The 22,295-nt window shown below is 67.2% G+C and carries 27 protein-coding genes; 20 read left to right on the top strand and 7 right to left on the bottom strand.

Annotated features, from left to right (window positions below; translation table 11 throughout):
- The first annotated feature begins 42 nt into the window (after positions 1–42).
- The 17 genes from ftsH to CJ179_RS23100 all read left to right on the top strand — a co-directional run bounded on the left by ftsH (position 43) and on the right by CJ179_RS23100 (position 16,798).
- Positions 43–2,331 (top strand): ATP-dependent zinc metalloprotease FtsH, encoded by a 2,289-nt coding sequence (gene ftsH, locus CJ179_RS23020; protein ID WP_095862990.1) that lies wholly within the window; start codon positions 43–45, stop codon positions 2,329–2,331.
- A 60-nt stretch (positions 2,332–2,391) separates the two neighbouring features.
- Positions 2,392–3,009, top strand: coding sequence for a GTP cyclohydrolase I FolE (folE, locus tag CJ179_RS23025; RefSeq protein ID WP_043826734.1), 618 nt, complete (start codon positions 2,392–2,394; stop codon positions 3,007–3,009).
- Positions 3,006–3,863, top strand: coding sequence for a dihydropteroate synthase (gene folP / locus CJ179_RS23030; protein ID WP_083395653.1), 858 nt, complete (start codon positions 3,006–3,008; stop codon positions 3,861–3,863). The genes folE and folP overlap by 4 nt, the downstream gene beginning before the upstream one ends.
- A complete protein-coding gene (gene folB / locus CJ179_RS23035; RefSeq protein ID WP_072947354.1) occupies positions 3,856–4,218 on the top strand; it encodes a dihydroneopterin aldolase in 363 nt (120 codons plus the stop codon). The genes folP and folB overlap by 8 nt, the downstream gene beginning before the upstream one ends.
- Positions 4,215–4,727, top strand: a complete 513-nt coding sequence (gene folK / locus CJ179_RS23040) for a 2-amino-4-hydroxy-6-hydroxymethyldihydropteridine diphosphokinase (RefSeq protein ID WP_095862991.1) — start codon at positions 4,215–4,217, stop codon at positions 4,725–4,727. The genes folB and folK overlap by 4 nt, the downstream gene beginning before the upstream one ends.
- Positions 4,728–4,747: 20 nt before the next feature.
- Positions 4,748–5,215: a DUF3180 domain-containing protein gene (locus CJ179_RS23045; protein WP_179377657.1), complete on the top strand. Its 468-nt coding sequence runs from the start codon at positions 4,748–4,750 to the stop codon at positions 5,213–5,215.
- 70 nt (positions 5,216–5,285) lie between these two features.
- Positions 5,286–6,269, top strand: coding sequence for a DUF6779 domain-containing protein (locus CJ179_RS23050; RefSeq protein ID WP_095862992.1), 984 nt, complete (start codon positions 5,286–5,288; stop codon positions 6,267–6,269).
- 147 nt (positions 6,270–6,416) lie between these two features.
- Positions 6,417–7,343, top strand: a complete 927-nt coding sequence (locus CJ179_RS23055) for a Rossmann-like and DUF2520 domain-containing protein (protein WP_095862993.1) — start codon at positions 6,417–6,419, stop codon at positions 7,341–7,343.
- 5 nt (positions 7,344–7,348) lie between these two features.
- Entirely contained in the window at positions 7,349–8,284 is a 936-nt protein-coding gene (panC, locus tag CJ179_RS23060) for a pantoate--beta-alanine ligase (protein ID WP_072947400.1), read from the top strand.
- An 18-nt stretch (positions 8,285–8,302) separates the two neighbouring features.
- Positions 8,303–8,749, top strand: coding sequence for an aspartate 1-decarboxylase (panD, locus tag CJ179_RS23065; protein WP_095862994.1), 447 nt, complete (start codon positions 8,303–8,305; stop codon positions 8,747–8,749).
- Between the two features lie 3 nt (positions 8,750–8,752).
- A complete protein-coding gene (locus tag CJ179_RS23070) occupies positions 8,753–9,568 on the top strand; it encodes a type III pantothenate kinase (protein ID WP_072947360.1) in 816 nt (271 codons plus the stop codon).
- Between the two features lie 122 nt (positions 9,569–9,690).
- Positions 9,691–10,224, top strand: a complete 534-nt coding sequence (locus CJ179_RS23075; protein WP_072947361.1) for a cysteine dioxygenase family protein — start codon at positions 9,691–9,693, stop codon at positions 10,222–10,224.
- A complete protein-coding gene (locus CJ179_RS23080; RefSeq protein WP_095862995.1) occupies positions 10,221–10,643 on the top strand; it encodes a rhodanese-like domain-containing protein in 423 nt (140 codons plus the stop codon). The genes CJ179_RS23075 and CJ179_RS23080 overlap by 4 nt, the downstream gene beginning before the upstream one ends.
- 95 nt (positions 10,644–10,738) lie before the next feature.
- A complete protein-coding gene (lysS, locus tag CJ179_RS23085; protein ID WP_095862996.1) occupies positions 10,739–12,250 on the top strand; it encodes a lysine--tRNA ligase in 1,512 nt (503 codons plus the stop codon).
- Positions 12,251–12,388: 138 nt separating this feature from the next.
- The gene (locus CJ179_RS23090; protein WP_072947363.1) at positions 12,389–12,739 is read left to right on the top strand and encodes an Lsr2 family protein; all 351 of its coding nucleotides are present in this window, start codon (positions 12,389–12,391) and stop codon (positions 12,737–12,739) included.
- A 99-nt stretch (positions 12,740–12,838) separates the two neighbouring features.
- A complete protein-coding gene (locus CJ179_RS23095; protein WP_095862997.1) occupies positions 12,839–13,774 on the top strand; it encodes a triacylglycerol lipase in 936 nt (311 codons plus the stop codon).
- A gap of 486 nt (positions 13,775–14,260) precedes the next feature.
- Complete coding sequence (locus CJ179_RS23100; RefSeq protein ID WP_072947365.1) at positions 14,261–16,798, top strand: ATP-dependent Clp protease ATP-binding subunit; 2,538 nt, start codon at positions 14,261–14,263, stop codon at positions 16,796–16,798.
- A 66-nt stretch (positions 16,799–16,864) separates the two neighbouring features.
- On the opposite strand, the gene CJ179_RS23105 is transcribed toward CJ179_RS23100, so the two are convergent.
- A complete protein-coding gene (locus CJ179_RS23105) occupies positions 16,865–17,446 on the bottom strand; it encodes a TIGR03086 family metal-binding protein (protein WP_095862998.1) in 582 nt (193 codons plus the stop codon).
- A 61-nt stretch (positions 17,447–17,507) separates the two neighbouring features.
- On the opposite strand from CJ179_RS23105, the gene CJ179_RS23110 reads away from it, so the two are divergent.
- Positions 17,508–18,458, top strand: a complete 951-nt coding sequence (locus tag CJ179_RS23110) for a YafY family protein (RefSeq protein ID WP_072947367.1) — start codon at positions 17,508–17,510, stop codon at positions 18,456–18,458.
- Between the two features lie 39 nt (positions 18,459–18,497).
- The gene (locus tag CJ179_RS23115; RefSeq protein WP_005244949.1) at positions 18,498–18,935 is read left to right on the top strand and encodes an OsmC family protein; all 438 of its coding nucleotides are present in this window, start codon (positions 18,498–18,500) and stop codon (positions 18,933–18,935) included.
- Positions 18,936–18,942: 7 nt separating this feature from the next.
- Here CJ179_RS23115 and CJ179_RS23120 read toward each other — a convergent pair whose 3' ends face one another.
- Genes CJ179_RS23120 through CJ179_RS23140 form a run of 5 tightly spaced genes read right to left on the bottom strand, consistent with a single transcriptional unit; the run spans position 18,943 to position 20,917 of the window.
- Positions 18,943–19,278: an SH3-like domain-containing protein gene (locus CJ179_RS23120; protein ID WP_095862999.1), complete on the bottom strand. Its 336-nt coding sequence runs from the start codon at positions 19,276–19,278 to the stop codon at positions 18,943–18,945.
- A complete protein-coding gene (gene scnC / locus CJ179_RS23125) occupies positions 19,275–19,964 on the bottom strand; it encodes a thiocyanate hydrolase subunit gamma (protein WP_095863000.1) in 690 nt (229 codons plus the stop codon). The genes CJ179_RS23120 and scnC overlap by 4 nt, the downstream gene beginning before the upstream one ends.
- Positions 19,961–20,260, bottom strand: a complete 300-nt coding sequence (locus CJ179_RS23130; protein ID WP_095863001.1) for an SH3-like domain-containing protein — start codon at positions 20,258–20,260, stop codon at positions 19,961–19,963. The genes scnC and CJ179_RS23130 overlap by 4 nt, the downstream gene beginning before the upstream one ends.
- A complete protein-coding gene (locus CJ179_RS23135; RefSeq protein ID WP_072947371.1) occupies positions 20,257–20,700 on the bottom strand; it encodes an SH3-like domain-containing protein in 444 nt (147 codons plus the stop codon). The genes CJ179_RS23130 and CJ179_RS23135 overlap by 4 nt, the downstream gene beginning before the upstream one ends.
- 22 nt (positions 20,701–20,722) lie before the next feature.
- On the bottom strand, positions 20,723–20,917 hold the full coding sequence (locus CJ179_RS23140) for a CbtB domain-containing protein (RefSeq protein ID WP_072947372.1): 195 nt from the start codon (positions 20,915–20,917) through the stop codon (positions 20,723–20,725).
- A 236-nt stretch (positions 20,918–21,153) separates the two neighbouring features.
- On the opposite strand from CJ179_RS23140, the gene CJ179_RS23145 reads away from it, so the two are divergent.
- A complete protein-coding gene (locus tag CJ179_RS23145) occupies positions 21,154–21,819 on the top strand; it encodes a DsbA family protein (protein ID WP_095863002.1) in 666 nt (221 codons plus the stop codon).
- Here CJ179_RS23145 and CJ179_RS23150 read toward each other — a convergent pair.
- On the bottom strand, positions 21,816–22,271 hold the full coding sequence (locus CJ179_RS23150; RefSeq protein ID WP_095863003.1) for a hypothetical protein: 456 nt from the start codon (positions 22,269–22,271) through the stop codon (positions 21,816–21,818). The genes CJ179_RS23145 and CJ179_RS23150 overlap by 4 nt on opposite strands.
- Between the last annotated feature and the right edge of the window lie 24 nt (positions 22,272–22,295).

Consider the following 22,295-nt stretch of genomic DNA (forward strand, 5'->3'; position numbering starts at 1 on the left):
GACCCGCACTCTCGAAAGGACCGGCCATCTCGGCCGACCTGTATGAACCGTAAGACTGTGTTTCGAAACCTGGCGATAGTTGCCGGCATCCTGCTGGTGATCTACGCCTTCAGCTACTTCGGCAACGACACGCGCGGCTTCAAGGGTGTCGACACCTCCGTGGCGATCGCGCAGCTCGACGCGAACAACGTCGAGAAGGCGCAGATCGACGACCGGGAGCAGCAGGTGCGCCTGTGGCTGAAGGACGGCAACGACGCCACCGACGGCAAGACCGAGATCCTCGCCAAGTATCCGGCGTCGGCGTCGGAGCAGATCTTCAACGAGATCTCCGACAAGGGCCTGCAGAGCTACAACACCACGGTCACGCAGGAGAGCTGGCTCACGTCCATCCTGCTGTTCGTCCTGCCGATGGTGATCCTGCTCGGCATCTTCTTCTTCGTGATGAGCCGCATGCAGGGCGGCGGCCGCGGCGGCGTCATGGGCTTCGGCAAGTCGAAGGCCAAGCAGCTGTCCAAGGACATGCCGAAGACGACCTTCGCCGATGTCGCGGGTGCGGACGAGGCCGTCGAGGAGCTGTACGAGATCAAGGACTTCCTGCAGAATCCGGCGCGCTACCAGGCACTGGGCGCGAAGATTCCCAAGGGTGTCCTGCTCTACGGTCCGCCCGGAACCGGTAAGACCCTGCTCGCCCGCGCGGTGGCAGGCGAGGCCGGTGTCCCGTTCTTCACGATCTCCGGTTCGGACTTCGTCGAGATGTTCGTCGGTGTCGGTGCGTCCCGCGTGCGCGACATGTTCGACCAGGCCAAGCAGAACAGCCCCTGCATCATCTTCGTCGACGAGATCGACGCCGTCGGACGCCAGCGTGGCGCCGGTCTCGGTGGCGGTCACGACGAGCGTGAGCAGACCCTCAACCAGTTGCTGGTGGAGATGGACGGCTTCGGTGACCGCACCGGCATCATCCTGATCGCCGCCACCAACCGCCCCGACATCCTGGACCCGGCGTTGCTGCGTCCGGGCCGCTTCGACCGGCAGATCCCGGTCGGCGCCCCCGACCTCGCCGGCCGTCGCGCCATCCTGAAGGTGCACTCGCAGGGCAAGCCGATCGACCAGCACGCCGACCTCGAGGGCCTGGCCAAGCGCACCGTCGGAATGTCGGGTGCCGATCTGGCCAACGTCATCAACGAGGCGGCGCTGCTCACGGCCCGCGAGAACGGCACCGTCATCACGGAGGCCGCGCTCGAGGAGTCCGTCGACCGTGTCGTCGGCGGTCCGCGCCGCAAGAGCCGCATCATCAGCGAGCACGAGAAGAAGATCACCGCGTACCACGAGGGCGGGCACACGCTCGCCGCGTGGGCGATGCCCGACATCGAGCCCGTCTACAAGGTCACCATCCTCGCCCGCGGCCGCACCGGCGGTCACGCGATGACCGTGCCCGAGGACGACAAGGGTCTGATGACGCGGTCCGAGATGATCGCCCGCCTGGTCATGGCGATGGGTGGCCGCGCGGCCGAGGAACTCGTGTTCCACGAGCCCACCACCGGTGCGTCCTCCGACATCGACATGGCGACGAAGATCGCCCGGTCGATGGTCACCGAGTACGGCATGAGCGCCAAGCTGGGTGCCGTGCGGTACGGCCAGGAGGGCGGCGACCCGTTCCTGGGCCGGTCGATGGGGCAGCAGTCCGACTACTCCCACGAGGTTGCGCGCGAGATCGACGAGGAGGTCCGCAACCTCATCGAGGCCGCGCACACCGAGGCGTGGGCGATCCTCAACGAGTACCGCGACGTGCTGGACATCCTGGCCACGGAACTGCTCGAGCGGGAGACCCTCACCCGCAAGGATCTCGAGAAGATCTTCCACAGCGTCGAGAAGCGCCCCCGGATCACGGCGTTCAACGACTTCGGGCACCGGACCCCGTCCGACAAGCCGCCGGTCAAGACGCCGCGGGAACTCGCGACCGAGCGCGGCGAGCCGTGGCCCCAGCAGCCCGAACCGGTGTTCGCGCAGCAGCAGTCGCAGCAGGCCCCGCCGCAGCAGCACTACCCGCAGCAGGCGCCCGCCAACGGCTACTCGCAGCCGACTCCGGCCCGGCCGCAGGGCGGCATGACGCAGCCGCGTCCCGACTACGGCGCCCCCGCGGGATGGTCGGCTCCGGGCTGGCCGCCCCGCGATCCGGGCAACCAGAGTCCGGAGGGGCAGTACCCCGGCAACCAGGGGCCGGGCACCAACCAGGGTCCGGGGAACCAGTGGAATCCGCCGCACGAGCAGCGGGGCACCGGGGACGACGATGCGCAGACGAGGGCCTGGAAAGGACCGGACGGATCGAACTGATCCGCCCGACACTAGGCTGTTGCTTCGGGACGATCGGTCCCGGTACTGGAGGAGTTTCGGTTGTCGGTGAATCATCTCGGTAGTGAGCCCGTGGCACTCGAGACAGGCCGGGTGTTCGATCAGCCGCGTGCCGAGGCTGCGGTGCGGGAACTGCTGATCGCGATCGGTGAAGACCCTGATCGTCCCGGACTCCGCGATACGCCCGCCCGCGTGGCGCGGTCGTACCGCGAGGTCTTCGCGGGCCTGTACACCGATCCGGACACCGTGTTGAACACGACGTTCGACGAGGGGCACCAGGAGTTGGTGCTCGTCCGCGACATTCCGCTGTACTCCACGTGTGAGCACCACCTCGTGTCGTTTCACGGGGTCGCGCACGTCGGGTACATCCCGGGCCGGACGGGCAAGGTGACCGGGCTGTCGAAGCTGGCCCGCGTGGTCGACCTGTATGCCAAGCGCCCGCAGGTCCAGGAGCGTCTGACCAGCCAGATCGCCGACGCCGTCATGCGCAAGCTCGATCCGCGCGGTGCGATCGTGGTCATCGAGGCCGAGCACCTGTGCATGGCGATGCGGGGGATCCGCAAGCCTGGTGCGAGTACCACCACCTCCGCGGTGCGTGGTCTGCTCCAGTCCAGCGCGGCCTCACGTTCCGAGGCTCTGGACCTTATTCTGCGGAAGTGACCGTGATCGAGCTGCCCTCACCGGGCCGCACCGTGGTGATGGGGATTCTCAACGTCACCACCGATTCCTTCTCCGACGGCGGACGCTTCCTCGATCGTGACGCGGCGCTCGAACGCGGTCTCGCGTTGAAGCGTCTCGGCGTCGACATCGTCGACGTCGGCGGCGAGTCCACCCGGCCGGGCGCGGCGCGGGTCGATCCCGACGTCGAGGCCGGACGGGTCGCACCCGTCATCGCGGACCTGGTCGCCGAGGGCATCTGCGTCAGCGTCGACACGATGCGGGCGTCCGTCGCGGAGGCCGCGATCGGCGCGGGCGCGTCGATCATCAACGACGTCGCCGGTGGTCGTGCCGATGCGGCGATGGCGTCGGTGGTCGCGGACGCCGGAGTTCCGTGGATCCTGATGCATTGGCGTTCGGCCGGCGACTACGTGCACCGCGGTACCGCCGACCACTACGACGACGTGGTCCGTGAGGTCCGGGACGAACTGATGACGCAGGTCGACCTTGCCGTGAAGGCCGGGGTGGATCCGGGCTCGCTGGTGCTGGATCCGGGTCTCGGTTTCGCGAAGAACTCCGATCACAACTGGGCGCTGCTGAAGGCGCTGCCCGAGTTCAACGAGCTGGGATTCCCCGTTCTCGTCGGCGCATCCCGCAAGCGGTTCCTGGGTTCGCTGCTCGCGGATGCGGACGGCGAACCCCGTCCCCCTGCGGGCCGGGAGACCGCGACCGCCGTCGTGTCGGCGCTCGCCGCGACCCACGGAGCGTGGGGAGTGCGTGTGCACGACGCACAGGCCTCGCTCGACGCCATCGCGGTCGCCGAGGCCTGGACGAGAGGTGCAGCCGGACGTGAGTGATCGAATCGAGTTGCGCGGATTGAAGGTTCGCGGCAATCACGGTGTCTTCGACCACGAGAAGCGGGACGGTCAGGACTTCTACGTCGACATCACCGTCTGGATGGACCTCGCGCCCGCCGCGGCGTCGGACGACCTCGGAGACACCCTGGACTACGGCGGCCTCGCCGAGCGTGCGGCCGCGATCATCGCGGGCCCCTCCCGGGACCTGATCGAGACCGTGGCGGCCGAGATCGCGGACGGGGTGATGACCGACCCCCGCGTCCGGAGCACTGAGGTGGTGTTGCACAAGCCGTCCGCGCCGATCCCGCTGACCTTCGCGGACGTCGCGGTGGTGGCGCACAGGTCGAGACCATGAGTCGCGCGGTGCTGTCGATCGGGTCGAACGTCGGCGACAGCCTTGCCCACCTGCAGTCCGTCCTCGACGGTCTGGGTGACGCGGTCGTTGCGGTGTCCCCGGTGTATTCGACGGCGCCGTGGGGCGGCGTCGAGCAGCAGGACTTTCTCAACGCGGTCCTCGTCGCCGACGATCCCGCCCTCGACGGCTACGGCTGGCTGCGGCGTGGGCAGGAACTCGAGGCCGCCGCCGACCGGGTGCGCGTCGAACGGTGGGGTCCGCGCACGCTCGACGTCGACGTCGTCACGTGCGACGACATCCGCAGCGACGACCCGGAACTGACGTTGCCGCACCCGCGAGCTCACGAACGTGCCTTCGTGCTGATTCCGTGGCTGGACGTCGAACCCGACGCCGCGTTGCCGGTCGACGGCACGACGACCCGCGTGGACGCGCTGCTGCCGCTGCTGGACGCCGAAGAGCGGGCCGGTGTGCACCGGACGGACCTCGCCCTGGACCGGCGGTCGCGATGAAGCCGGAGCCGACGGGCACGATGAAACCCACCCGCATCTGGGATCTGCTGTTCCTCGCCGCGCTCGCCGTCGCCGCCACCTGGATCCTGGTGCGCGTGTTCTACGGGTCGTTCCCGCCCATCCCCGTGTACGCGGGGGCGTCGCTGTATCCGGTCGCGCTGATCGAGGTCGTGCTCGCGTTCATGGTGCGATCCCGGGTCAGTAACCATCAGGTGGGTGACGGGCCGCGTCAGCTGCACCCGATCACCGCCGCCCGGGTTGCCGCTCTGGCCAAGGCATCCGCACTCGTCGGCGCCGCGACGGCCGGGGTGTGGGGAGGCTTCCTGCTGTACCTGCTTCCGCAGCAGTCGGTGTTGCGCGCCGCCGGCTCGGACAGTCCCGGCGCGTGGGTCGGTCTCGTCGCGGCACTGGCGCTCGTCGGTGCGGCGCTGTGGCTGGAACACTGCTGCCGCACCCCCGACGACCCCTCGGACGAGCCCGCGCATTAGGGCACAGGGGATCGCCGCAGGTCGGATGGAATGCGCGGTGCACCCTTCGCGGCCAAGTACCCTTGGCACCATGACGAATCCTGGTCGCCTCAAGTCTGCGCGCCGCAACAGGCGCAGCGCGAGCCAGATGATCGTTGCGGGTCTGCTCGCTCTCGCGGTGATCGCGTCCCTGTTCCTGATCTTCAGCGACAGCGTCCAACTCCTGCGCGTGGGACTGGTGGCCGCGCTCTGGGCCGCCACGGTCGGTGCCATCGCCATGACGAAGTACCGGCGCGAGTCGGCGCTCGACAAGGCGAAGGTCAGCGACCTCCAGACCGTCTACGAGTTGCAGCTCGAGCGGGAGATCTCGGCACGGCGCGAATACGAGCTCACCGTCGAGAAGCGGGTGCGCAGCGAAGTGCGTGCCGATGCAGAGGAACTCGCCGCGCTGCGCGCCGAACTCTCGTCGCTCCGCAAGAATCTCGAGGCACTGTTCGACGGCGCGATGCCGACCGAACGGATCGCGCTGCGGGCGGATTCGACGCGTGTGCAGGAACTCGCAGGCGGCTCGTACAGCAGCTATCAGCCGGCCGCCTCGGGCCTGTACATCCCGGGCGCGGGGCACGCCGCGGGAGCCGGGCATCAGAGCGGTTCCGCGCAGTCTTCGCATTTCGCGAATCCCGACGACGATCCGGTCACCGCCGAGACGTCCATCGTCGAGCCCGCCGGCGCCGGACAGACCGAACCCGAGATCGAGGTCGAACCGGAACCGGAGCCCACGCCGGAGCCTGTTGCCAAGATCGCGCCGGTCACCGCGCCCGCGCCCGTCGCGAAGGTCGCGCCCGCGCCTGTCGCCGAGCCGGAACCAGAGCCCACGGACCCCGAGCCGGAGCCTGAGCCCGAGGCGGCCGAGCCGGAGCCCGAGGGGCGGCGGGGCCGCAGGCGGGCGGCGGAGGACGACGACTCTTCGGGCGCGCACTCGAACGGGCTGTCCGTCGCCGAGATCATGGCCAACATGCAGTCCGCGTCGGGGGCGTCCCAGAGCGCCGGAGGCAGGCGTCGCCGGGCCGAATAGGCTCCGACTCGCCCGAGGATCAACCCGCACGGTGTGAGGCGTATATCACTCTGCCTGCGCATGGCGGGCCGAGTTCGAGCCGGGCTATCCTCACCGTGGAACGTCTGGTACCCGCCGAGCGGGACTGGAACGAACGAGAGGACGAAGGTGACCTCTTTCGGGATCACTAATGGCCCTGCGCCTGCGAGATTGACAGTAGGAATCGTCTCCGCCGGCCGGGTCGGAACAGCAATCGGTGCCGCGTTGGAGCGGGCGGGTCACGTCGTCGTCGCCTGCTCGGCCGTCTCCGACGCGTCACGGCATCGGGCACGTACCCGGCTTCCCGAGACCGAGATTCTGCCGGTCGCGGAGGTCGCGGCCCGCTCCGAACTGCTCATTCTCGCTGTCCCCGACGCCGAACTGCCGTCACTGATCGCGGGGCTGGCCTCCACCGGTGCCGTGCCAGGTCGCGCGATCGTGGCCCACACGTCCGGCGCGAACGGCATCGGGATCCTCGGCCCCCTCACCGAGCAGGGTGTCGTTCCGCTCGCGATTCACCCCGCGATGACGTTCACCGGCCACGACGAGGACACGGTCCGTCTCGCATCCGCCTGTTTCGGTATCACCGCCGCCGACGACATCGGCTACGCGATCGCGCAGTCGCTGGTTCTCGAGATCGGCGGCGAGCCGGTGCGGGTCCGCGAGGACATGCGGCCGCTGTACCACGCCGCTCTCGCTCACGGCAGCAACCACCTGGTCACGCTCGTCGTCGACGCCGTCGCCGCACTGCGAGTCGCGCTCGAAGGCCAGGAACTGCTCGGCCAGGAGTTGATCGGCGACGATCCGAACGGCCTGGCCGAACGAGTTCTGCAGCCGCTGCTGTCCGCGGCGCTCGACAACGCCCTGCGCCGCGGACCCGCGGCGCTCACCGGGCCCGTCGCCCGGGGCGACTCCGAGGCGGTGGCCACGCATCTGCGCGTCCTCGAGGAAGTCGATCCGCGGATTGCGGCCGGCTACCGGGCCCTCTCGCTGAGGTCGGCGCAGCGCGCCGGCGCCCCACCTGAACTGCTGGACATCCTGGAAGACCGGAGGTGAGCCCCGTGAGTGATCTGCAGGGCGGATACAAGCGCGGCGAACTGACCGTGCACCACGACCCGAGCGTGCTGACGCGGGTCTCGAAGGCGCTGCGCGGCGTCGGCCGCCAGGTCGCGCTCGTGCCCACGATGGGAGCCCTCCACACGGGTCACCTGGAGCTGGTGCGGCAGGCCAAGCTCACCGGCGCGGTGGTGATCGTCTCGATCTTCGTCAACCCGTTGCAGTTCGGTGCCGGCGAAGACCTCGACGCCTACCCGCGCACCCTCGACGCCGATCTCGAACTGCTGCGTGAAGCCGGAGTCGAGCTGGCGTTCGTGCCGACCGCGGCCACCATGTACCCGGCCGGTCCGCGGACGACGATCCATCCCGGACCGCTGGGCGCGGAGCTGGAGGGCGCGTCCAGGCCCACGCACTTCGCGGGCATGTTGACCGTCGTCGCCAAGCTGCTGCAGATCGCCGCACCGCACGTCGCGTACTTCGGCGAGAAGGACTACCAGCAGCTGACGCTGATCCGGCAGATGGTGACCGACCTGAACTTCGACGTCCGCATCTTCGGCGTGCCCACCGTGCGTGAACACGACGGACTCGCGCTGTCCTCGCGGAACCGCTACCTCGACGAGGATCAGCGGAACGCGGCGACGACGTTGTCCGCGGCCCTGATCGCCGGTGCCCACGCCGCGGCCGGTGGCGCCGAGGCGATCCTCGCCACCGCGCGCGAGGTGCTGGCGTCCACCCCCGAGGTGGAGGTCGACTACCTCGAGGTGCGGGGCGTCGACCTCGGTCCGGCCCCCGCGCGAGGCGATGGCCGGCTGCTCGTCGCCGCCAGGCTCGGAAACACCCGCTTGATCGACAACGTCGGTGTCGCCGTCGGCACCGGTTTCCTCGAACGTGACACCGAGGCGTCGGACGCGTCGGCGACAGACGAACTTCTTTCCCGCTAGAAGAGTAAGGACCGGAACATGTTTCGCACCATGATGAAGTCGAAGATCCATCGCGCCACCGTCACACACGCCGACCTGCACTACGTGGGCTCGGTGACGGTCGACCAGGATCTGATGGATTCCGCCGACCTCCTCGAGGGTGAGCAGGTGTGCATCGTCGACATCGACAACGGCGCGCGGCTCGAAACCTATGTCATCGCCGGCGAGCGGGGAAGCGGTGTCATCGGGATCAACGGTGCGGCAGCGCATCTGGTCAAGCCCGGCGATCTCGTCATCCTCATCGCCTACGGCGTCATGAACGAGCAGGAGGTGCGCGACTACGAGCCGCGCGTCGTGTTCGTCGACGCCGCGAACACGCCGGTCGAACTCGGTGCCGACCCGGCGCACGCGCCGGAGGGCTCCGGCCTGATCACCCCGCGCATGCTGTCGACGCTCGACGCCGAGCGCGAATCCAGTTTGGTGTAACCCGTGCTCCTCACCGTCGACGTCCGGAACACGAACATCGTTCTCGGGCTGTTCACCGGTACCGGTGAACATTCGAAGTTGGTGCAGGACTGGCGGATGCGCACCGATGCCAGGATGACGGCCGACGAACTGGCGCTCATCTTCCGCGGGCTCCTCGGCGCGCACACCGATCAGATCACGGGGGTGTCCGCGCTGTCGACGGTGCCGTCGGTGCTGCGGGAGATCCGCGTGATGCTGACGCGGTACTGGGGGCACGTCCCGCACGTGCTGGTGGAACCCGGGGTGCGAACCGGTGTTCCGCTGCTCGTCGACAACCCCAAAGAGGTCGGCGCCGACCGGATCGTGAACAGTCTTGCGGCGCATCACCTCTACGACGCGCCGTGCATCGTGGTCGACTTCGGGACGTCCACGTGCGTCGACGTCGTGTCCGCGAAGGGTGAGTTCCTCGGCGGCGCCATCGCGCCCGGCCTCGAGATCTCCTCGGACGCACTCGCGTCGCAGTCGGCGGCGCTGCGCAAGGTCGAACTGGTGCGGCCGCGCTCCGTCGTCGGCAAGAACACCGTCGAATGCATGCAGTCGGGTGCGGTGTTCGGTTTCGCCGGCCTCGTCGACGGACTGGTCCGCCGGGTGCGCAGGGAACTGCCCGCCTTCTCCGGTTCCGACGTGGTGGTGATCGCGACCGGCGACCGTGCGCCGCTGATCATGCCCGAGACGGAGACCGTCGACGAGCACGAACCGGATCTCACGCTCGAAGGGCTGCGCCTGGTCTACGAGCGGAATCAGGCCCGCAAGGGAGCGCGTCGCAGTCCGCTCGACTGATGGGTTCCCTCTTCGCGGAAGTTATGTCAGAATGGTTCCCGTGAATCTCTGCACGAGTGCTCAGGAGTGTTGTCGAGGCTGAACGCTGCCTTGACCAATTCACACTTCTGGGAGTCTCTCTCGTGCTCGCAACGTATTCTTCTGCATCTGTACCCACCCGTCTTCGCCCGGCTGACCTGCTGCGCATCACCGATCAGGGTGCTTCCGAGGTCCTCGACGGCCGCCACGACGTCCTGCTCCCGCAGAGCTGGCCCACCGACGAGCGCTGGTCGACCCGGCTCTACTCGGACGACGACGTCGACGTCTGGCTGATCAGCTGGGTTCCCGACCGGAATACCGAATTACACGACCACGCAGGATCTTTCGGTGCGCTCACCGTTCTCAGCGGCGCGCTGTCCGAGTTCCGTTGGGCGGGTGATCAACTGCGTCACCGCATCCTCGACGCCGGCGATCAGGCCTCGTTTCCGCTCGGCTGGGTCCACGACGTGGTGCGGGCGCCGGACGCACCCGGGGCACAGGCGGTGACGCCGACGCTGAGTGTGCACGCCTACTCGCCGCCATTGTCGGCCATGTCCTATTACGAGGTCACGGACCACGGCACGCTGCGCCGTACCCGGACCGAGCTCACCGATCTCCCCGAGGGCGGTTCGAAGTGAATATCGACCAGATGCTCGAAGAGGCCCGCACCAAGATCGACCGGATGTACGCGTTCGAGCTGCCCGAGGCCGTGGCGCGCGGCGCGATCGTGGTGGACATCCGCCCGCAGGCGCAGCGCGCGATCGAGGGGACGCTGCCCGGCGCGCTCGCCATCGAACGCAACGTCCTCGAGTGGCGCTGCGATCCCACCAGCTCGGCGCACCTGGCGCTGTCGGTGGATCACGACGTCGAGTGGATCATCGTCTGCTCCGAGGGCTACACGTCGAGCCTGGCCGCGGCGGCCCTGCAGGAGCTGGGTCTGCACAAGGCGACCGACCTCGTCGGCGGGTACAAGGCGATCAAGGCGGCGGGGCTGCTGGGGTCGCTCATCGCGACGCAGCACTGCGTGCGGGAGTTGGCCACCGTCTCGGCGCACTGACGGCGAGCCGTCGGTCGGTGCTGACAACGAGCCGTCGGGATGAACGCTGACCTCTGAATAGGGGCACGACCGGCTGTCGATTAGGCTGGTGACCCGTGAGTGAAGTAGCAGCCCAGCCAGTCGACGACACCCCCGAGCAGCTTCGGATCCGCCAGGGGAAGCGTGAGCGCATTCTCGCGGAGGGACGCGAGGCGTACCCGGTGTCGGTGGCGCGCACCCACTCGCTGGCGGAGATCCGCGCCAAGTATCCGGACCTCGAGCCCGACACGACCACGGGCGACCAGGTCGGTGTCGCCGGCCGGGTGATCTTCGTGCGCAACACGGGCAAGTTGTGCTTCGCGACGCTGCAGGAAGGCGACGGCACCCAGCTGCAGGCGATGATCAGTCTCGCTGCTGTCGGCGAGGACGCTCTCGTGTCGTGGAAGGCCGATGTCGACCTCGGTGACTTCGTGTTCGTGCACGGTGAGGTGATCAGCTCCCGTCGCGGTGAGCTGAGCGTGATGGCCGATTCGTGGCAGATCGCGTCCAAGTCGCTCCGGCCCCTGCCCGTTGCGCACAAGGAGATGAACGAGGAGTCCCGGGTCCGGCAGCGTTACGCCGATCTGATCGTGCGCCCCGAGGCGCGGGACAATGCGCGTAAGCGTGTGGCAGTGGTCCGTGAGCTCCGGAACGCGCTCGAGCGTCGCGGGTTCCTCGAGGTCGAGACGCCGATGCTGCAGACGGTGGCAGGTGGCGCGGCGGCCCGTCCCTTCATCACGCATTCCAATGCCCTCGACATCGACCTGTATCTCCGGATCGCCCCCGAACTGTTCCTGAAGCGGTGCGTCGTGGGCGGTATCGAGAAGGTTTTCGAGATCAACCGGAATTTCCGCAACGAGGGCGTCGACTCGACGCACTCGCCGGAATTCGCGATGCTCGAGACGTACGAGGCTTACGGCACATATGACGATTCGGCCGTCATGATCCGCGAACTCGTTCAGGAGGTGGCGCAGGCCGCTTTCGGTTCGCAGGTCGTCACTCTTGCCGATGGCACCGAATACGACCTGAGCGGTGAATGGAAGACCCTCGAGATGTATCCGTCGCTGTCGCAGGCGATCGGTGTCGAGGTCACTCCGGATACCACGGTCGAGGAATTGCTGGCTCTCGCCGAGAAGGTGGGCCTCGAAGTCCCGAAGGACAAGGGTTACGGGCACGGGAAGCTGGTCGAGGAACTGTGGGAGCACCAGTGCGGCGACCAGTTGTTCGAGCCGACTTTCGTCCGTGATTTCCCGGTCGAGACGTCGCCGCTGACTCGTGACCACCGCAGCAAGGCCGGGGTGACCGAGAAGTGGGACCTCTACATCCGTGGGTTCGAGTTGGCCACGGGCTATTCGGAATTGGTCGATCCGGTGATCCAGCGTGAGCGGTTCGTCGATCAGGCGCGTCTCGCGTCGGCCGGCGACGACGAGGCGATGGCCCTCGACGAAGAATTCCTCGCCGCAATGGAGCAGGGAATGCCGCCGACCACCGGTACCGGAATGGGAATCGACCGTCTGCTCATGGCATTGACGGGATTGGGAATCCGCGAAACAATCCTCTTTCCCATTGTTCGGCCTTCTTCTCGCTGATTCGCTGGGGGTGAATTCGCGCGGATAAATTCGATCCATTCCTCGTATTCCGAATCGGAAGAACAGGGGTATGGTTACCTCGGGTCGTAGCTCACGTTGACGATGAGACGTCGCTTCATTCGAGAGGAATTTCATCCCATGGCTAAGAAGGTCACTGTCACCCTGATCGACGATGTCGATCAAGAGGCGTCTGCCGACGAGACGGTCGAGTTCGGACTCGATGGTGTTCAGTACGAGATCGACCTTTCCTCGGAGAATGCGGCGAAATTGCGCGAGCAGCTCGACGTGTGGGTTTCCCACGCGCGCAAGGTGAGCTCGCGCAAGCGCGGCAAAGCGGTGGCGGCCCCGGCCGTCACCAAGTCCCGAGTTTCGGTCGACCGGGAACAGAGCGCCGCTATCCGGGAATGGGCGCGCAAGAACAACAAAAAGGTTTCTGCGCGCGGCCGTATCTCCGCCGAAATTATCGAGGCCTACAACAAGGCGAACTGAAAGTTAGCTGGGAACAGAATTCGCTGATTCGCTCCGCAAGGCGACCTGGACTGTTACCGTCCCGCTCTGATCCGACATTCGGGGAGTCTGGGGGTAGCTGTGCGCCGCTGCGTGTCCGTTTCAGGGATTCTGTTCCTGGCTTTCGTTATGTGGGCCGGGGTGGCATCTGCAGCGCCTGCCTATCCGGTGCCGGATTCGTTCCTCGCCGGAGTGCCCCTCGAATTGGGAAATCCGGACGGTTCGGCCCCGGGCTCGAACGACTGGTCCTGCCGGCCGAGTGACGCGCATCCCGAACCGGTGGTCCTCGTCCACGGGACGGGAGGCGCGCGCCAGACCAACTGGGCGGTGTATGCACCCCTGCTCGCCAACGAGGGCTACTGCGTGTACTCCCTCACCTACGGCAACTTCCCCGACCTGCCCTGGCCGCTCGACGCGATCGGCGGAATGACGCCCATCGACATCGGCACCGCTCAGATCGCCGCGTTCGTCGATCAGGTGCTGGCGAGTACGGGCGCCGCGAAAGTCGACCTGGTGGGACATTCCCAGGGCACGGTGCAGGCGAATAATTACGTGAAGTTCTTCGGGGGTGCGGACAAGGTCGCGAAGATCGTGTCGCTCGCCCCGCCGTGGCAGGGCACGTACGGAAACGATCAGATCAGTGCAGGCCGGTTCCTGCGTTCGCTCGGCGTCGACGACGCGGTGGCGGCAGGTTTCCCCGTCTGCCAGGCGTGTCCCGAGATGCTTCAGGGGTCGAAGTTCATCGACCGCATGCGCGCGGGCGGGGTCTACGTCCCCGGGATCGAGTACACGAACATCGTCACCCGCTACGACGAACTGGTCGTCCCGTACACGAGCGGCCTCGAGCCGGGGCCGGACACCACCAACATCGTCGTCCAGGACGGGTGCCAGCAGGACTATTCCGACCACGTCGCCGTCGCCGGCTCCGCCCGCGCCGCCGGTTTCGTCCTGAACGCGCTGGACCGCGACAATCCGCGCGTGGTGCCGTGCAGTTTCGTCGCCCCTGTCGCGGGGTAGCCCCCCGCGAGATCCATCTGCCGCCAGTTACCGGGGGGAGGCCTGGGCAACCCGCTGGGTAACGCCGCCGACCCCGGCGGAAACGAATGGGTGGCGAACTCACAGCTCGTCGACATACCCTGTCCGGATACGCAGGTCTCGCCCCCTCGGGGAGCGGGCCGCCGGCCTCTATCGACCGGGTGCCCTTCACAGGCACCACCGGACCTGTTCGCTCCAGGCGTACAGCGAAGGGGAAACGATTGCCGGAGCTGGGGCGTTAAATACGAATAAGCAGGCGTGCTCGCCCACCTAAAGGGGTGGAGGGGCAGCAGGTCGATCGGCAGCCAACTAGAGTAATAGCTGGGGTCGTGGAACCTTCGTCGGTTCGGGGCTTCTGCCCTCGGAGCAGGCGCTGGCGATCTGCTTGTAGTGCCGGAGCGAAACGCGGCGAACAGGGACGAGACACCCGGTCTCGTGACTGCACGTCGGAAAGTGTGAGGGAGAGCGATGTTCGAGAGGTTCACCGATCGCGCACGGCGCGTTGTTGTCCTGGCTCAAGAAGAAGCCAGGATGCTCAACCACAACTACATCGGTACGGAGCACATCCTGCTCGGCCTCATTCACGAGGGCGAAGGTGTCGCTGCCAAGTCGCTGGAGTCGTTGGGCATCTCCCTCGAAGGAGTGCGCAGCCAGGTCGAGGAGATCATCGGCCAGGGCCAGCAGGCCCCGTCCGGCCACATCCCCTTCACCCCGCGTGCCAAAAAAGTCCTGGAGCTCAGCCTGCGCGAGGCACTGCAGCTCGGACACAACTACATCGGTACGGAGCACATCCTGCTCGGCCTCATCCGCGAGGGTGAAGGCGTCGCAGCGCAGGTTCTGGTGAAGCTCGGCGCCGATCTCAACCGGGTCCGTCAGCAGGTCATCCAGCTGCTTTCCGGTTACCAGGGCAAGGAGCCGGCCGAATCCGGCGGCACTCGTGGCGAGGCGGGCACCCCGTCCACGTCGCTGGTGCTCGACCAGTTCGGTCGCAACCTCACCCAGGCGGCCCTCGAAGGCAAGCTCGACCCCGTCATCGGCCGCTCGAAGGAAATCGAGCGCGTCATGCAGGTGCTGTCGCGCCGTACCAAGAACAACCCCGTGCTGATCGGTGAGCCCGGTGTCGGTAAGACCGCCGTCGTCGAAGGTCTCGCTCAGGCCATCGTCAACGGCGAGGTCCCCGAGACGCTCAAGGACAAGCAGCTGTACACGCTCGACCTCGGGTCGCTCGTGGCAGGCAGCCGCTACCGCGGTGACTTCGAAGAGCGCCTGAAGAAGGTCCTCAAGGAGATCAACACCCGCGGCGACATCATTCTGTTCATCGACGAGCTGCACACCCTGGTGGGTGCCGGCGCGGCCGAGGGCGCCATCGACGCGGCCTCGATCCTCAAGCCGAAGCTGGCCCGCGGTGAGCTGCAGACCATCGGTGCGACCACCCTCGACGAGTACCGCAAGTACATCGAGAAGGACGCCGCACTCGAGCGCCGCTTCCAGCCGGTGCAGGTCGGCGAGCCGACGGTGGAGCACACCATCGAGATCCTCAAGGGTCTGCGCGACCGTTACGAGGCGCATCACCGCGTGTCCATCACGGACGGTGCACTCGTCGCCGCGGCCACCCTGGCCGATCGCTACATCAATGACCGCTTCCTGCCGGACAAGGCCATCGACCTCATCGACGAGGCCGGAGCACGGATGCGCATCCGCCGGATGACCGCACCGCCGGACCTCCGCGAGTTCGACGACAAGATCGCCGACGCCCGCCGCGAGAAGGAGTCCGCGATCGACGCGCAGGACTTCGAGAAGGCCGCGAACCTGCGCGACAAGGAGAAGACCCTCGTCGCTCAGCGTGCGGAGCGGGAGAAGCAGTGGCGTTCCGGTGACCTGGACGTCATCGCCGAGGTCGACGACGAGCAGATCGCCGAGGTCCTGGGTAACTGGACCGGTATCCCCGTGTTCAAGCTCACCGAGGAGGAGACCACCCGTCTGCTCCGTATGGAGGAGGAGCTGCACAAGCGGATCATCGGTCAGGAAGACGCGGTCAAGGCTGTCGCCAAGGCCATCCGTCGTACCCGTGCCGGCCTGAAGGACCCGAAGCGTCCGTCCGGTTCGTTCATCTTCGCCGGCCCGTCCGGTGTCGGTAAGACCGAGCTGGCCAAGTCGCTCGCCAACTTCCTGTTCGGTGAGGACGACGCTCTCATCCAGATCGACATGGGTGAGTTCCACGACCGCTTCACCGCGTCGCGGCTGTTCGGTGCCCCTCCCGGCTACGTCGGCTACGAAGAGGGCGGACAGCTCACCGAGAAGGTGCGCCGCAAGCCGTTCAGCGTGGTGCTGTTCGACGAGATCGAGAAGGCACACCAGGAGATCTACAACACCCTCCTGCAGGTGCTCGAAGACGGCCGTCTCACCGACGGTCAGGGCCGGACCGTGGACTTCAAGAACACGGTGCTCATCTTCACCTCGAACCTCGGCACGTCGGACATCTCCAAGGCAGTGGGTCTCGGCTTCACGTCCGGTAAGGGCGACGAGTCGAACTACGAGCGGATGAAGCTCAAGGTGCACGACGAGCTGAAGAAGCACTTCCGGCCCGAGTTCCTCAACCGCATCGACGACATCGTCGTGTTCCACCAGCTCACCACCGAGCAGATCGTTCAGATGGTGGACCTGATGGTTGCGCGCGTCGAGGTGGCCTTGAAGAACAAGGACATGACGATGGAGGTCACCGACAAGGCGAAGTCGCTGCTGGCCAAGCGTGGCTTCGATCCGGTCCTGGGTGCGCGGCCGCTGCGTCGCACCATCCAGCGCGAGATCGAGGACCAGCTGTCGGAGAAGATCCTCTTCGGCGAGGTCGGCCCCGGTCAGATCGTGTACGTCGACGTCGAGAACTGGGACGGCGAAGGCGCGGGCGAGGACGCGAAGTTCACGTTCCGCGGCGAGACGAAGCCGGTCACGGTGCCCGACGAGGTTCCGGTCGACCTGGCCAAGTCGGGCGCAGCCGACTCGGAGTAGTCGGGCAGTAGTCGAACGAGACGGGCCGCCGGTGGTTTCCACCGGCGGCCCGTTCGTGTGTGCGGGTCAGATGCTCTTGCGTCCCGACCAGTTGACGAGGCGTTCGGTGGGACCGGCGGTGGGGTGCGGCTCGACCACGTCCGCGAACGGCACGTGCCCGCCGCGTGGTTCCGCTGGGATCGCGCGCTGTGCGACGGCGAGCATGGCCTCCGCGAGTTCGGGGCGGGTTTCGGAGGGCTGGCCGGTGGCGACCGCCAGATCCCAGCCGTGCACGAGCGTCTCGTTGATGTAGCCCCAGATCGCGGCGCGGCCGGGGACGGTGCCCCACGGGGCGGTCACCGTTGCGTCGAGGCGGCTGTCGTCGGTCCAGACGGGCCACATGCGGTCGGCGGCCGACCGGTAGGCGTCCGCGTAGCCCTCGTCGGGGATGTCGGTGACGACGAGCGGAACGGTGGCCGGGTCGCCGCCCTCACCGATCACGCGGGCACGCTCCACGGTGGCGACGAGGTGGCCGAGCATGGTGCGGACGTCGAAGTCGGCGCACGGGGTGGATGCCGTCAACTGGTCCTCGCGGACGTTCTCGATGAGACCGGTGGTCCAGGTGAGGGCTTCGCGGTACAGGGGCCGGGGATCTGTCGTGTTTGTCATGAGGCAACTATCGCCGCAATACATGACATCCTCTGTCGTGTATTTCTGACAGACTTTCCGCATGCGCGCCGACCGTCTGCTCTCGCTCGTCCTCCTGCTCCGCAACCGTGGGCGAATGTCGGCTGCGGCGCTGGCCCGCGAACTCGAGGTGTCGCCGCGCACCGTGCTGCGAGACATCGATGCGCTGTCGACGGCGGGGATCCCGGTGTACGCCGAACGCGGCCGGGACGGCGGTTTCGAGTTGCTCCCGGGATTCACCACCGACCTCACGGGCCTGACCGTCGACGAGGCCAAGGCCCTGCTGGCGGCGGGCTCCGCGGTGACCTCGGAGTCGCTGGGCATGGCGCCGGCGTTCGCGTCGGCGATGCGCAAGGTGGTCGCGGCGATGCCGGACGCGCACCGGGCCGCGGCGACGAAGGTGGCGGAGCGGGTGTTCGTCACCCAGGGTTCGTGGCTGACCGATCCGGAACCGGTCGACGACCACCTCGGGCTGATCCAGCAAGCGGTGTTCGTGGGCAGGCGCCTGAGCATCCTCTACCCGTCGCGGGGCAACGAACCGGTGTGGCGGGTCATCGACCCGCAGGGTCTCATCCACGCGGGGGGACGGTGGTACCTGGTGGCGACGGACGCCGGCCGCGACCGGACGTACCGGCTCGAGCGGATCGCGGACGTCCGCGAACTCGACGAACCGGCACAGCGACCGGCCGACATCGACCTCGCCGCGATCTGGGAGCATCGCCGTTCGGCGTTCCGGGCACGCGGCACACCGATCGTCGTCGACGTTCTCGTCCGCCGGGAGTGCCGCGACGTTCTGGCGGAGCGTGCCTACGCCGTCCGATCCGAGCAGCCCGCCGACGGCGACCGGGTGCGCCTGGAAGTGGTGTTCGGCGACGACTCCCACGCGAGCGGCGTGCTGTGGTCGCTCGGCGAGGACGCAGAAGTGCTGGCGCCGGACGATCTGCGGGCCGCCCTGCGTTCCCGGGCGCTGCGGATGTGCGCCAGGTACGAGTAGGTTCGACACGTAAACCGAAGAACCACGAGAGGATGTGGCATGCCGACACGTACCGCACGGACCGCTTGGAACGGATCACTCGAACAGGGAAGCGGCCAGGTGGAACTCACCAGTTCCGGTGTCGCGACCTTCGACGTCTCGTTCCCGAAGCGCGCGGCGGAGGAGGCGGGTGGAACCACCAGCCCGGAGGAGCTGATCGCGGCGGCGCATTCGTCCTGCTACGCGATGCAGCTGTCCGCACTCATCGCGGAGGCAGGCGGAACCCCGCAGAGCCTCGAGGTGAAGGCCGATGTCTCACTCGGGCCGGACAACCCGGGTTTCAAGCTCACCGGCATCAAGCTGACGGTCCGCGGTGAGGTGGACGGGCTCGACGCCGACGGCTTCGCCAAGGCCGCTCAGGCCGCGAAGGAGTCGTGCCCGGTGAGCAAGGCGCTCACGGGCGTCGAGATCACGTTGGACGCGGCACTCGAATCCTGAGTGCCGGCTACCGACGGTTGAACCGTGCGCGTATTTCCTCCATCTTCGCCTGAAGTTCGTCCGGGCTGATGACGCCCTTGTCCATCAGCGCGTGCGCGGTGGCGACGACGGACCGGGAGCGGACGGGGAACTCGCGGTAGATGGTTTCGCCCAGCTGGTCCTCGGTGTGGCGCCTGTCGAGATTGTCCCAGGCGCCACGCCAGGACAGGCATTCCGCGGTGGCCTGCATGCTCGATTCCCACGGGTCGGGCTTGCGGTCGAGGTCCGGGAGCGTCACGTCGTCGCGAGTTGTCGCCGGTGTCAACGTGTTCAGGATGACGTCGTAGCCCCTGTCTGCCATCATCGCGCGGCTCCTCCGTTGTCCGAGGGTGGTGTGGTCGCCGTCCAGTCGACCTGCGGGACGGCGACGCCGATCATGGTGTCGCGGGTGACGATCGACGCCAGCTGTTCCTCACTCCACCCCTCGGTGCCCTCGGGGCGCATCGGCATCACCATGAATCGCGATTTCTGATTCGAATCATGCACGCGCACTTCGACGTCCGACGGGAAGTGCAGACCGAACTCCGCGATCACCTCGCGGGGCCAGCGCACCAGCCGGCGGCGGTAGTTGGGTGTGCGGTACCAGTCCGGGGACATGCCGAGGACGGGCCGCGGATAGCACGAACACAACGTGCAGACGATGACGTTGTGCATCTTCGGGGTGTTCTCCAGTACGTAGAAGTACGTGTAGTCGCTCGGTGTGCCCGACCCGGTGGGGTCGCGCCAGTCGATCCCCACTTCCTTGCAGGTCTCGGTGCCGTCGGCCAGTAGGCGCTTCTTGAATTCCGGATCCACCCACGCCTTCGCGACCAACTTCGAACCACCCGACGGCCCTACCGATTCGGCCCATTCCGAGAAGCGCCGGTGATCCTCGCGGGAGAACAGTCCGTGTTCGATGGACAGTTCCCGGATGGCGGTTTCCAGGATCTCGAATTCGCTGACCTCCTCCGAGGCCTGGATCGGGGCGTGATCGTCGTGCGAATGCGTCATGTGTCGGCCTCTCCTGCCGGCTCGAGCCAGCGCTCGGAGCACTCGGTTTCCAAGGTGTCGATCTCGTATCCGGTGTAGCGGGGCCAGAGGTCGGTCTGCTGGAAGCGGACGACGTAGAACGGCTCGGTCCGGCCGTCGTCGACGCGTCCCCACGCCTCGTCCTCGGGGATCACCCACTCCGGGCGGTGTTCGACGACGACGCCGGTGTGCCCGCGGATGAATGCCTGCGTGCGGGTGTGGAACATCGACGTCGCATCCTTGACGGTGACGCGGTCGCCGATCTCGAACTTCGTCATGACCGGCCTCCCGCCGTAGGTCCGCCGGCGGTCCGGGCCCGCACTTCGTCGATCTTGGCGGAGAGTTCGTCCGGCGTGATCAGGCCCTTGTTGATGAGTGTCTTGGCAGCCACCGTGATCCACCGCGCGTAGTACGGCAATCCGAAGTAGAGCGTGGCACCCAGGTCGTTCTCGGCGCGACGGCGTTCCTCCGAGTTCCACACGCCCCGCCAGCCGAGGCATTCGCACGTGACGTACGTGCTCATCTCCCAGTCCTCTTCGACCTTCTCCTCGTACGCGACGGGAAGGGCGGGCTGGCCGCCGACGTCGTGCAGCACGTGCCGCAGCGCGTCGAACGCGGAATTGGGGAGGTAGTACGGCGAATCCATCTCTTCGTGATGGAGGGGGCCGTACCCCGCCACTCTGTTCGCCTGTGCTTCGAATTCTGCTGGAGAGTTCATCGCGCGCTCCGTAGGGGTGGAACTAGTGACAGGGGACTCCCAGGAGATGGCGTCCGTCGTGCATCAATTCGTGCAGGTACATGCCACTTCGGGAGATCGCACCCTGGTCGAAGCCGACCAGGTAGAGGGTGAGAAGTGAGAGCAGGACGACTCCGACGGCGATCAGCACGATTCCGACTGATTCGACGGACTTGCTCGGTGAAGAGACGTAAACCATGGCTACTCCTGGAGGAGTTCGGGTTCCGCAACCATCGGCCGTCGATTGTCCGGGCATCGCGACGAGCGCCCCTCGTTCAGCGGCACGATCGATACGACGTTACTCTCGCCGTGTCGACACCCTCACCGTACCGTTCGGTCGAATTCGGCGGGCGTAAATACACCACGGCGAGCCAAGACATCCTCTGAGCGGAACGAGCCGGAACAGAATCCGGCACCGATCTGTTCCACTGAACTGTGACGACACAGCAGAAGCACGACGGCGACATCGAGATCGAGATCTGGTCCGACGTGGCCTGCCCCTGGTGCTACATCGGCAAGCGCCGTTTCCTGTCGGCCCTCGACGAGTTCGAGGGGCGCGACCGGGTCAACGTGACGTGGCGGTCGTACCAGCTGTCCCCGGACACCCCGGTCGGGGAGCGGCGCACCGAACTCGACGCCCTGGTGGAGAGCAAGGGGCTGTCGGCGGAGCAGGTCCGTCAGATGTTCGGGCACGTCGCGCAGACGGCGGCCGACGAGGGTCTGCGACTGGACTTCGACACGGTCGTCGCCGCCAACACCTTCGACGCGCACCGGCTGATCCACCTCGCGGGCGACAGGCGAGATGCCGTGGTGGAGGGACTGTTCCGCGCCCACTTCGGTGAGGGCGCCGTGATCGACGACCGCGAGGTGCTCGTCGACATCGCGGCGCGGGCCGGGCTCGACGCCGACACGGTGCGCGCCGAACTCGATTCCGATGCCGGTGCGGACGCGGTCCGGGCCGATCTCGACACCGCTCGTGCGTTGCAGGTGTCGGGGGTGCCGTTCTTCGTCGCCAACCGCCGGGTCGCGGTATCCGGTGCGCAGCCGAAGGACGTGTTCCTGCAGCTCCTGACGCAGGCGAGCGCGGCGCCGGTCACCTAGCAGCGGGCGAAGTACCGGTTGGCGTCAGCCCGGAACATGAGTGCCAGTGCGGCGATCACCGCCGCGAGGTGCGTGAGCCGGGCGAGCGCGATCACCGCGACGTCGAGCGTCAGACCGGAGACGGCGGACATCGGGTCATCGCACGCCGTCATCCAGGCGATCGGCTCCGCCACGAGCGACGTGACGCCGAAGGCGCCGAGGCTGATCGCGAGGACACCCCGCGCCCACGCCCTGCCGCTGCGGAACCGGGTCATGACGAACAGCACCGCGGCGTAGACGAGAACACGGACCGCGAGTTGTCCGGCGAGCCCGGCGACGTCGGCGTCCGGATTCTCCAGTGCGGTGGACGCGTGTGCAATCGCCTCCACCACGCCGGCGAACAGGGCGAGCCCGAGCAGCCAGAACGCGTGTTCGACCGTCTGCGGGGCCGGTGGTGCGGTGCGAGTGGTCATGTCCCCAATGCTGGTATCGGTGAC

Origin of the sequence: Rhodococcus sp. ACS1 (assembly GCF_002300155.1) — a bacterium.
Taxonomy (GTDB): domain Bacteria; phylum Actinomycetota; class Actinomycetes; order Mycobacteriales; family Mycobacteriaceae; genus Rhodococcus_F; species Rhodococcus_F koreensis.

Excerpts from the sequence above, each read along its gene's own strand:
- ftsH (WP_095862990.1), top strand. The coding sequence starts at position 43 with ATGAACCGTAAGACTGTGTTTCGAAACCTGGCGATAGTTGCCGGCATC.
- folK (WP_095862991.1), top strand. The coding sequence starts at position 4,215 with ATGAGTCGCGCGGTGCTGTCGATCGGGTCGAACGTCGGCGACAGCCTT.
- CJ179_RS23045 (WP_179377657.1), top strand. The coding sequence starts at position 4,748 with ATGAAACCCACCCGCATCTGGGATCTGCTGTTCCTCGCCGCGCTCGCC.
- CJ179_RS23050 (WP_095862992.1), top strand. The coding sequence starts at position 5,286 with ATGACGAATCCTGGTCGCCTCAAGTCTGCGCGCCGCAACAGGCGCAGC.
- panD (WP_095862994.1), top strand. The coding sequence starts at position 8,303 with ATGTTTCGCACCATGATGAAGTCGAAGATCCATCGCGCCACCGTCACA.
- CJ179_RS23090 (WP_072947363.1), top strand. The coding sequence starts at position 12,389 with ATGGCTAAGAAGGTCACTGTCACCCTGATCGACGATGTCGATCAAGAG.
- CJ179_RS23100 (WP_072947365.1), top strand. The coding sequence starts at position 14,261 with ATGTTCGAGAGGTTCACCGATCGCGCACGGCGCGTTGTTGTCCTGGCT.
- CJ179_RS23105 (WP_095862998.1), bottom strand. The coding sequence starts at position 17,446 with ATGACAAACACGACAGATCCCCGGCCCCTGTACCGCGAAGCCCTCACC.
- CJ179_RS23110 (WP_072947367.1), top strand. The coding sequence starts at position 17,508 with ATGCGCGCCGACCGTCTGCTCTCGCTCGTCCTCCTGCTCCGCAACCGT.
- CJ179_RS23115 (WP_005244949.1), top strand. The coding sequence starts at position 18,498 with ATGCCGACACGTACCGCACGGACCGCTTGGAACGGATCACTCGAACAG.
- CJ179_RS23120 (WP_095862999.1), bottom strand. The coding sequence starts at position 19,278 with ATGATGGCAGACAGGGGCTACGACGTCATCCTGAACACGTTGACACCG.
- scnC (WP_095863000.1), bottom strand. The coding sequence starts at position 19,964 with ATGACGCATTCGCACGACGATCACGCCCCGATCCAGGCCTCGGAGGAG.
- CJ179_RS23130 (WP_095863001.1), bottom strand. The coding sequence starts at position 20,260 with ATGACGAAGTTCGAGATCGGCGACCGCGTCACCGTCAAGGATGCGACG.
- CJ179_RS23135 (WP_072947371.1), bottom strand. The coding sequence starts at position 20,700 with ATGAACTCTCCAGCAGAATTCGAAGCACAGGCGAACAGAGTGGCGGGG.
- CJ179_RS23140 (WP_072947372.1), bottom strand. The coding sequence starts at position 20,917 with ATGGTTTACGTCTCTTCACCGAGCAAGTCCGTCGAATCAGTCGGAATC.
- CJ179_RS23150 (WP_095863003.1), bottom strand. The coding sequence starts at position 22,271 with ATGACCACTCGCACCGCACCACCGGCCCCGCAGACGGTCGAACACGCG.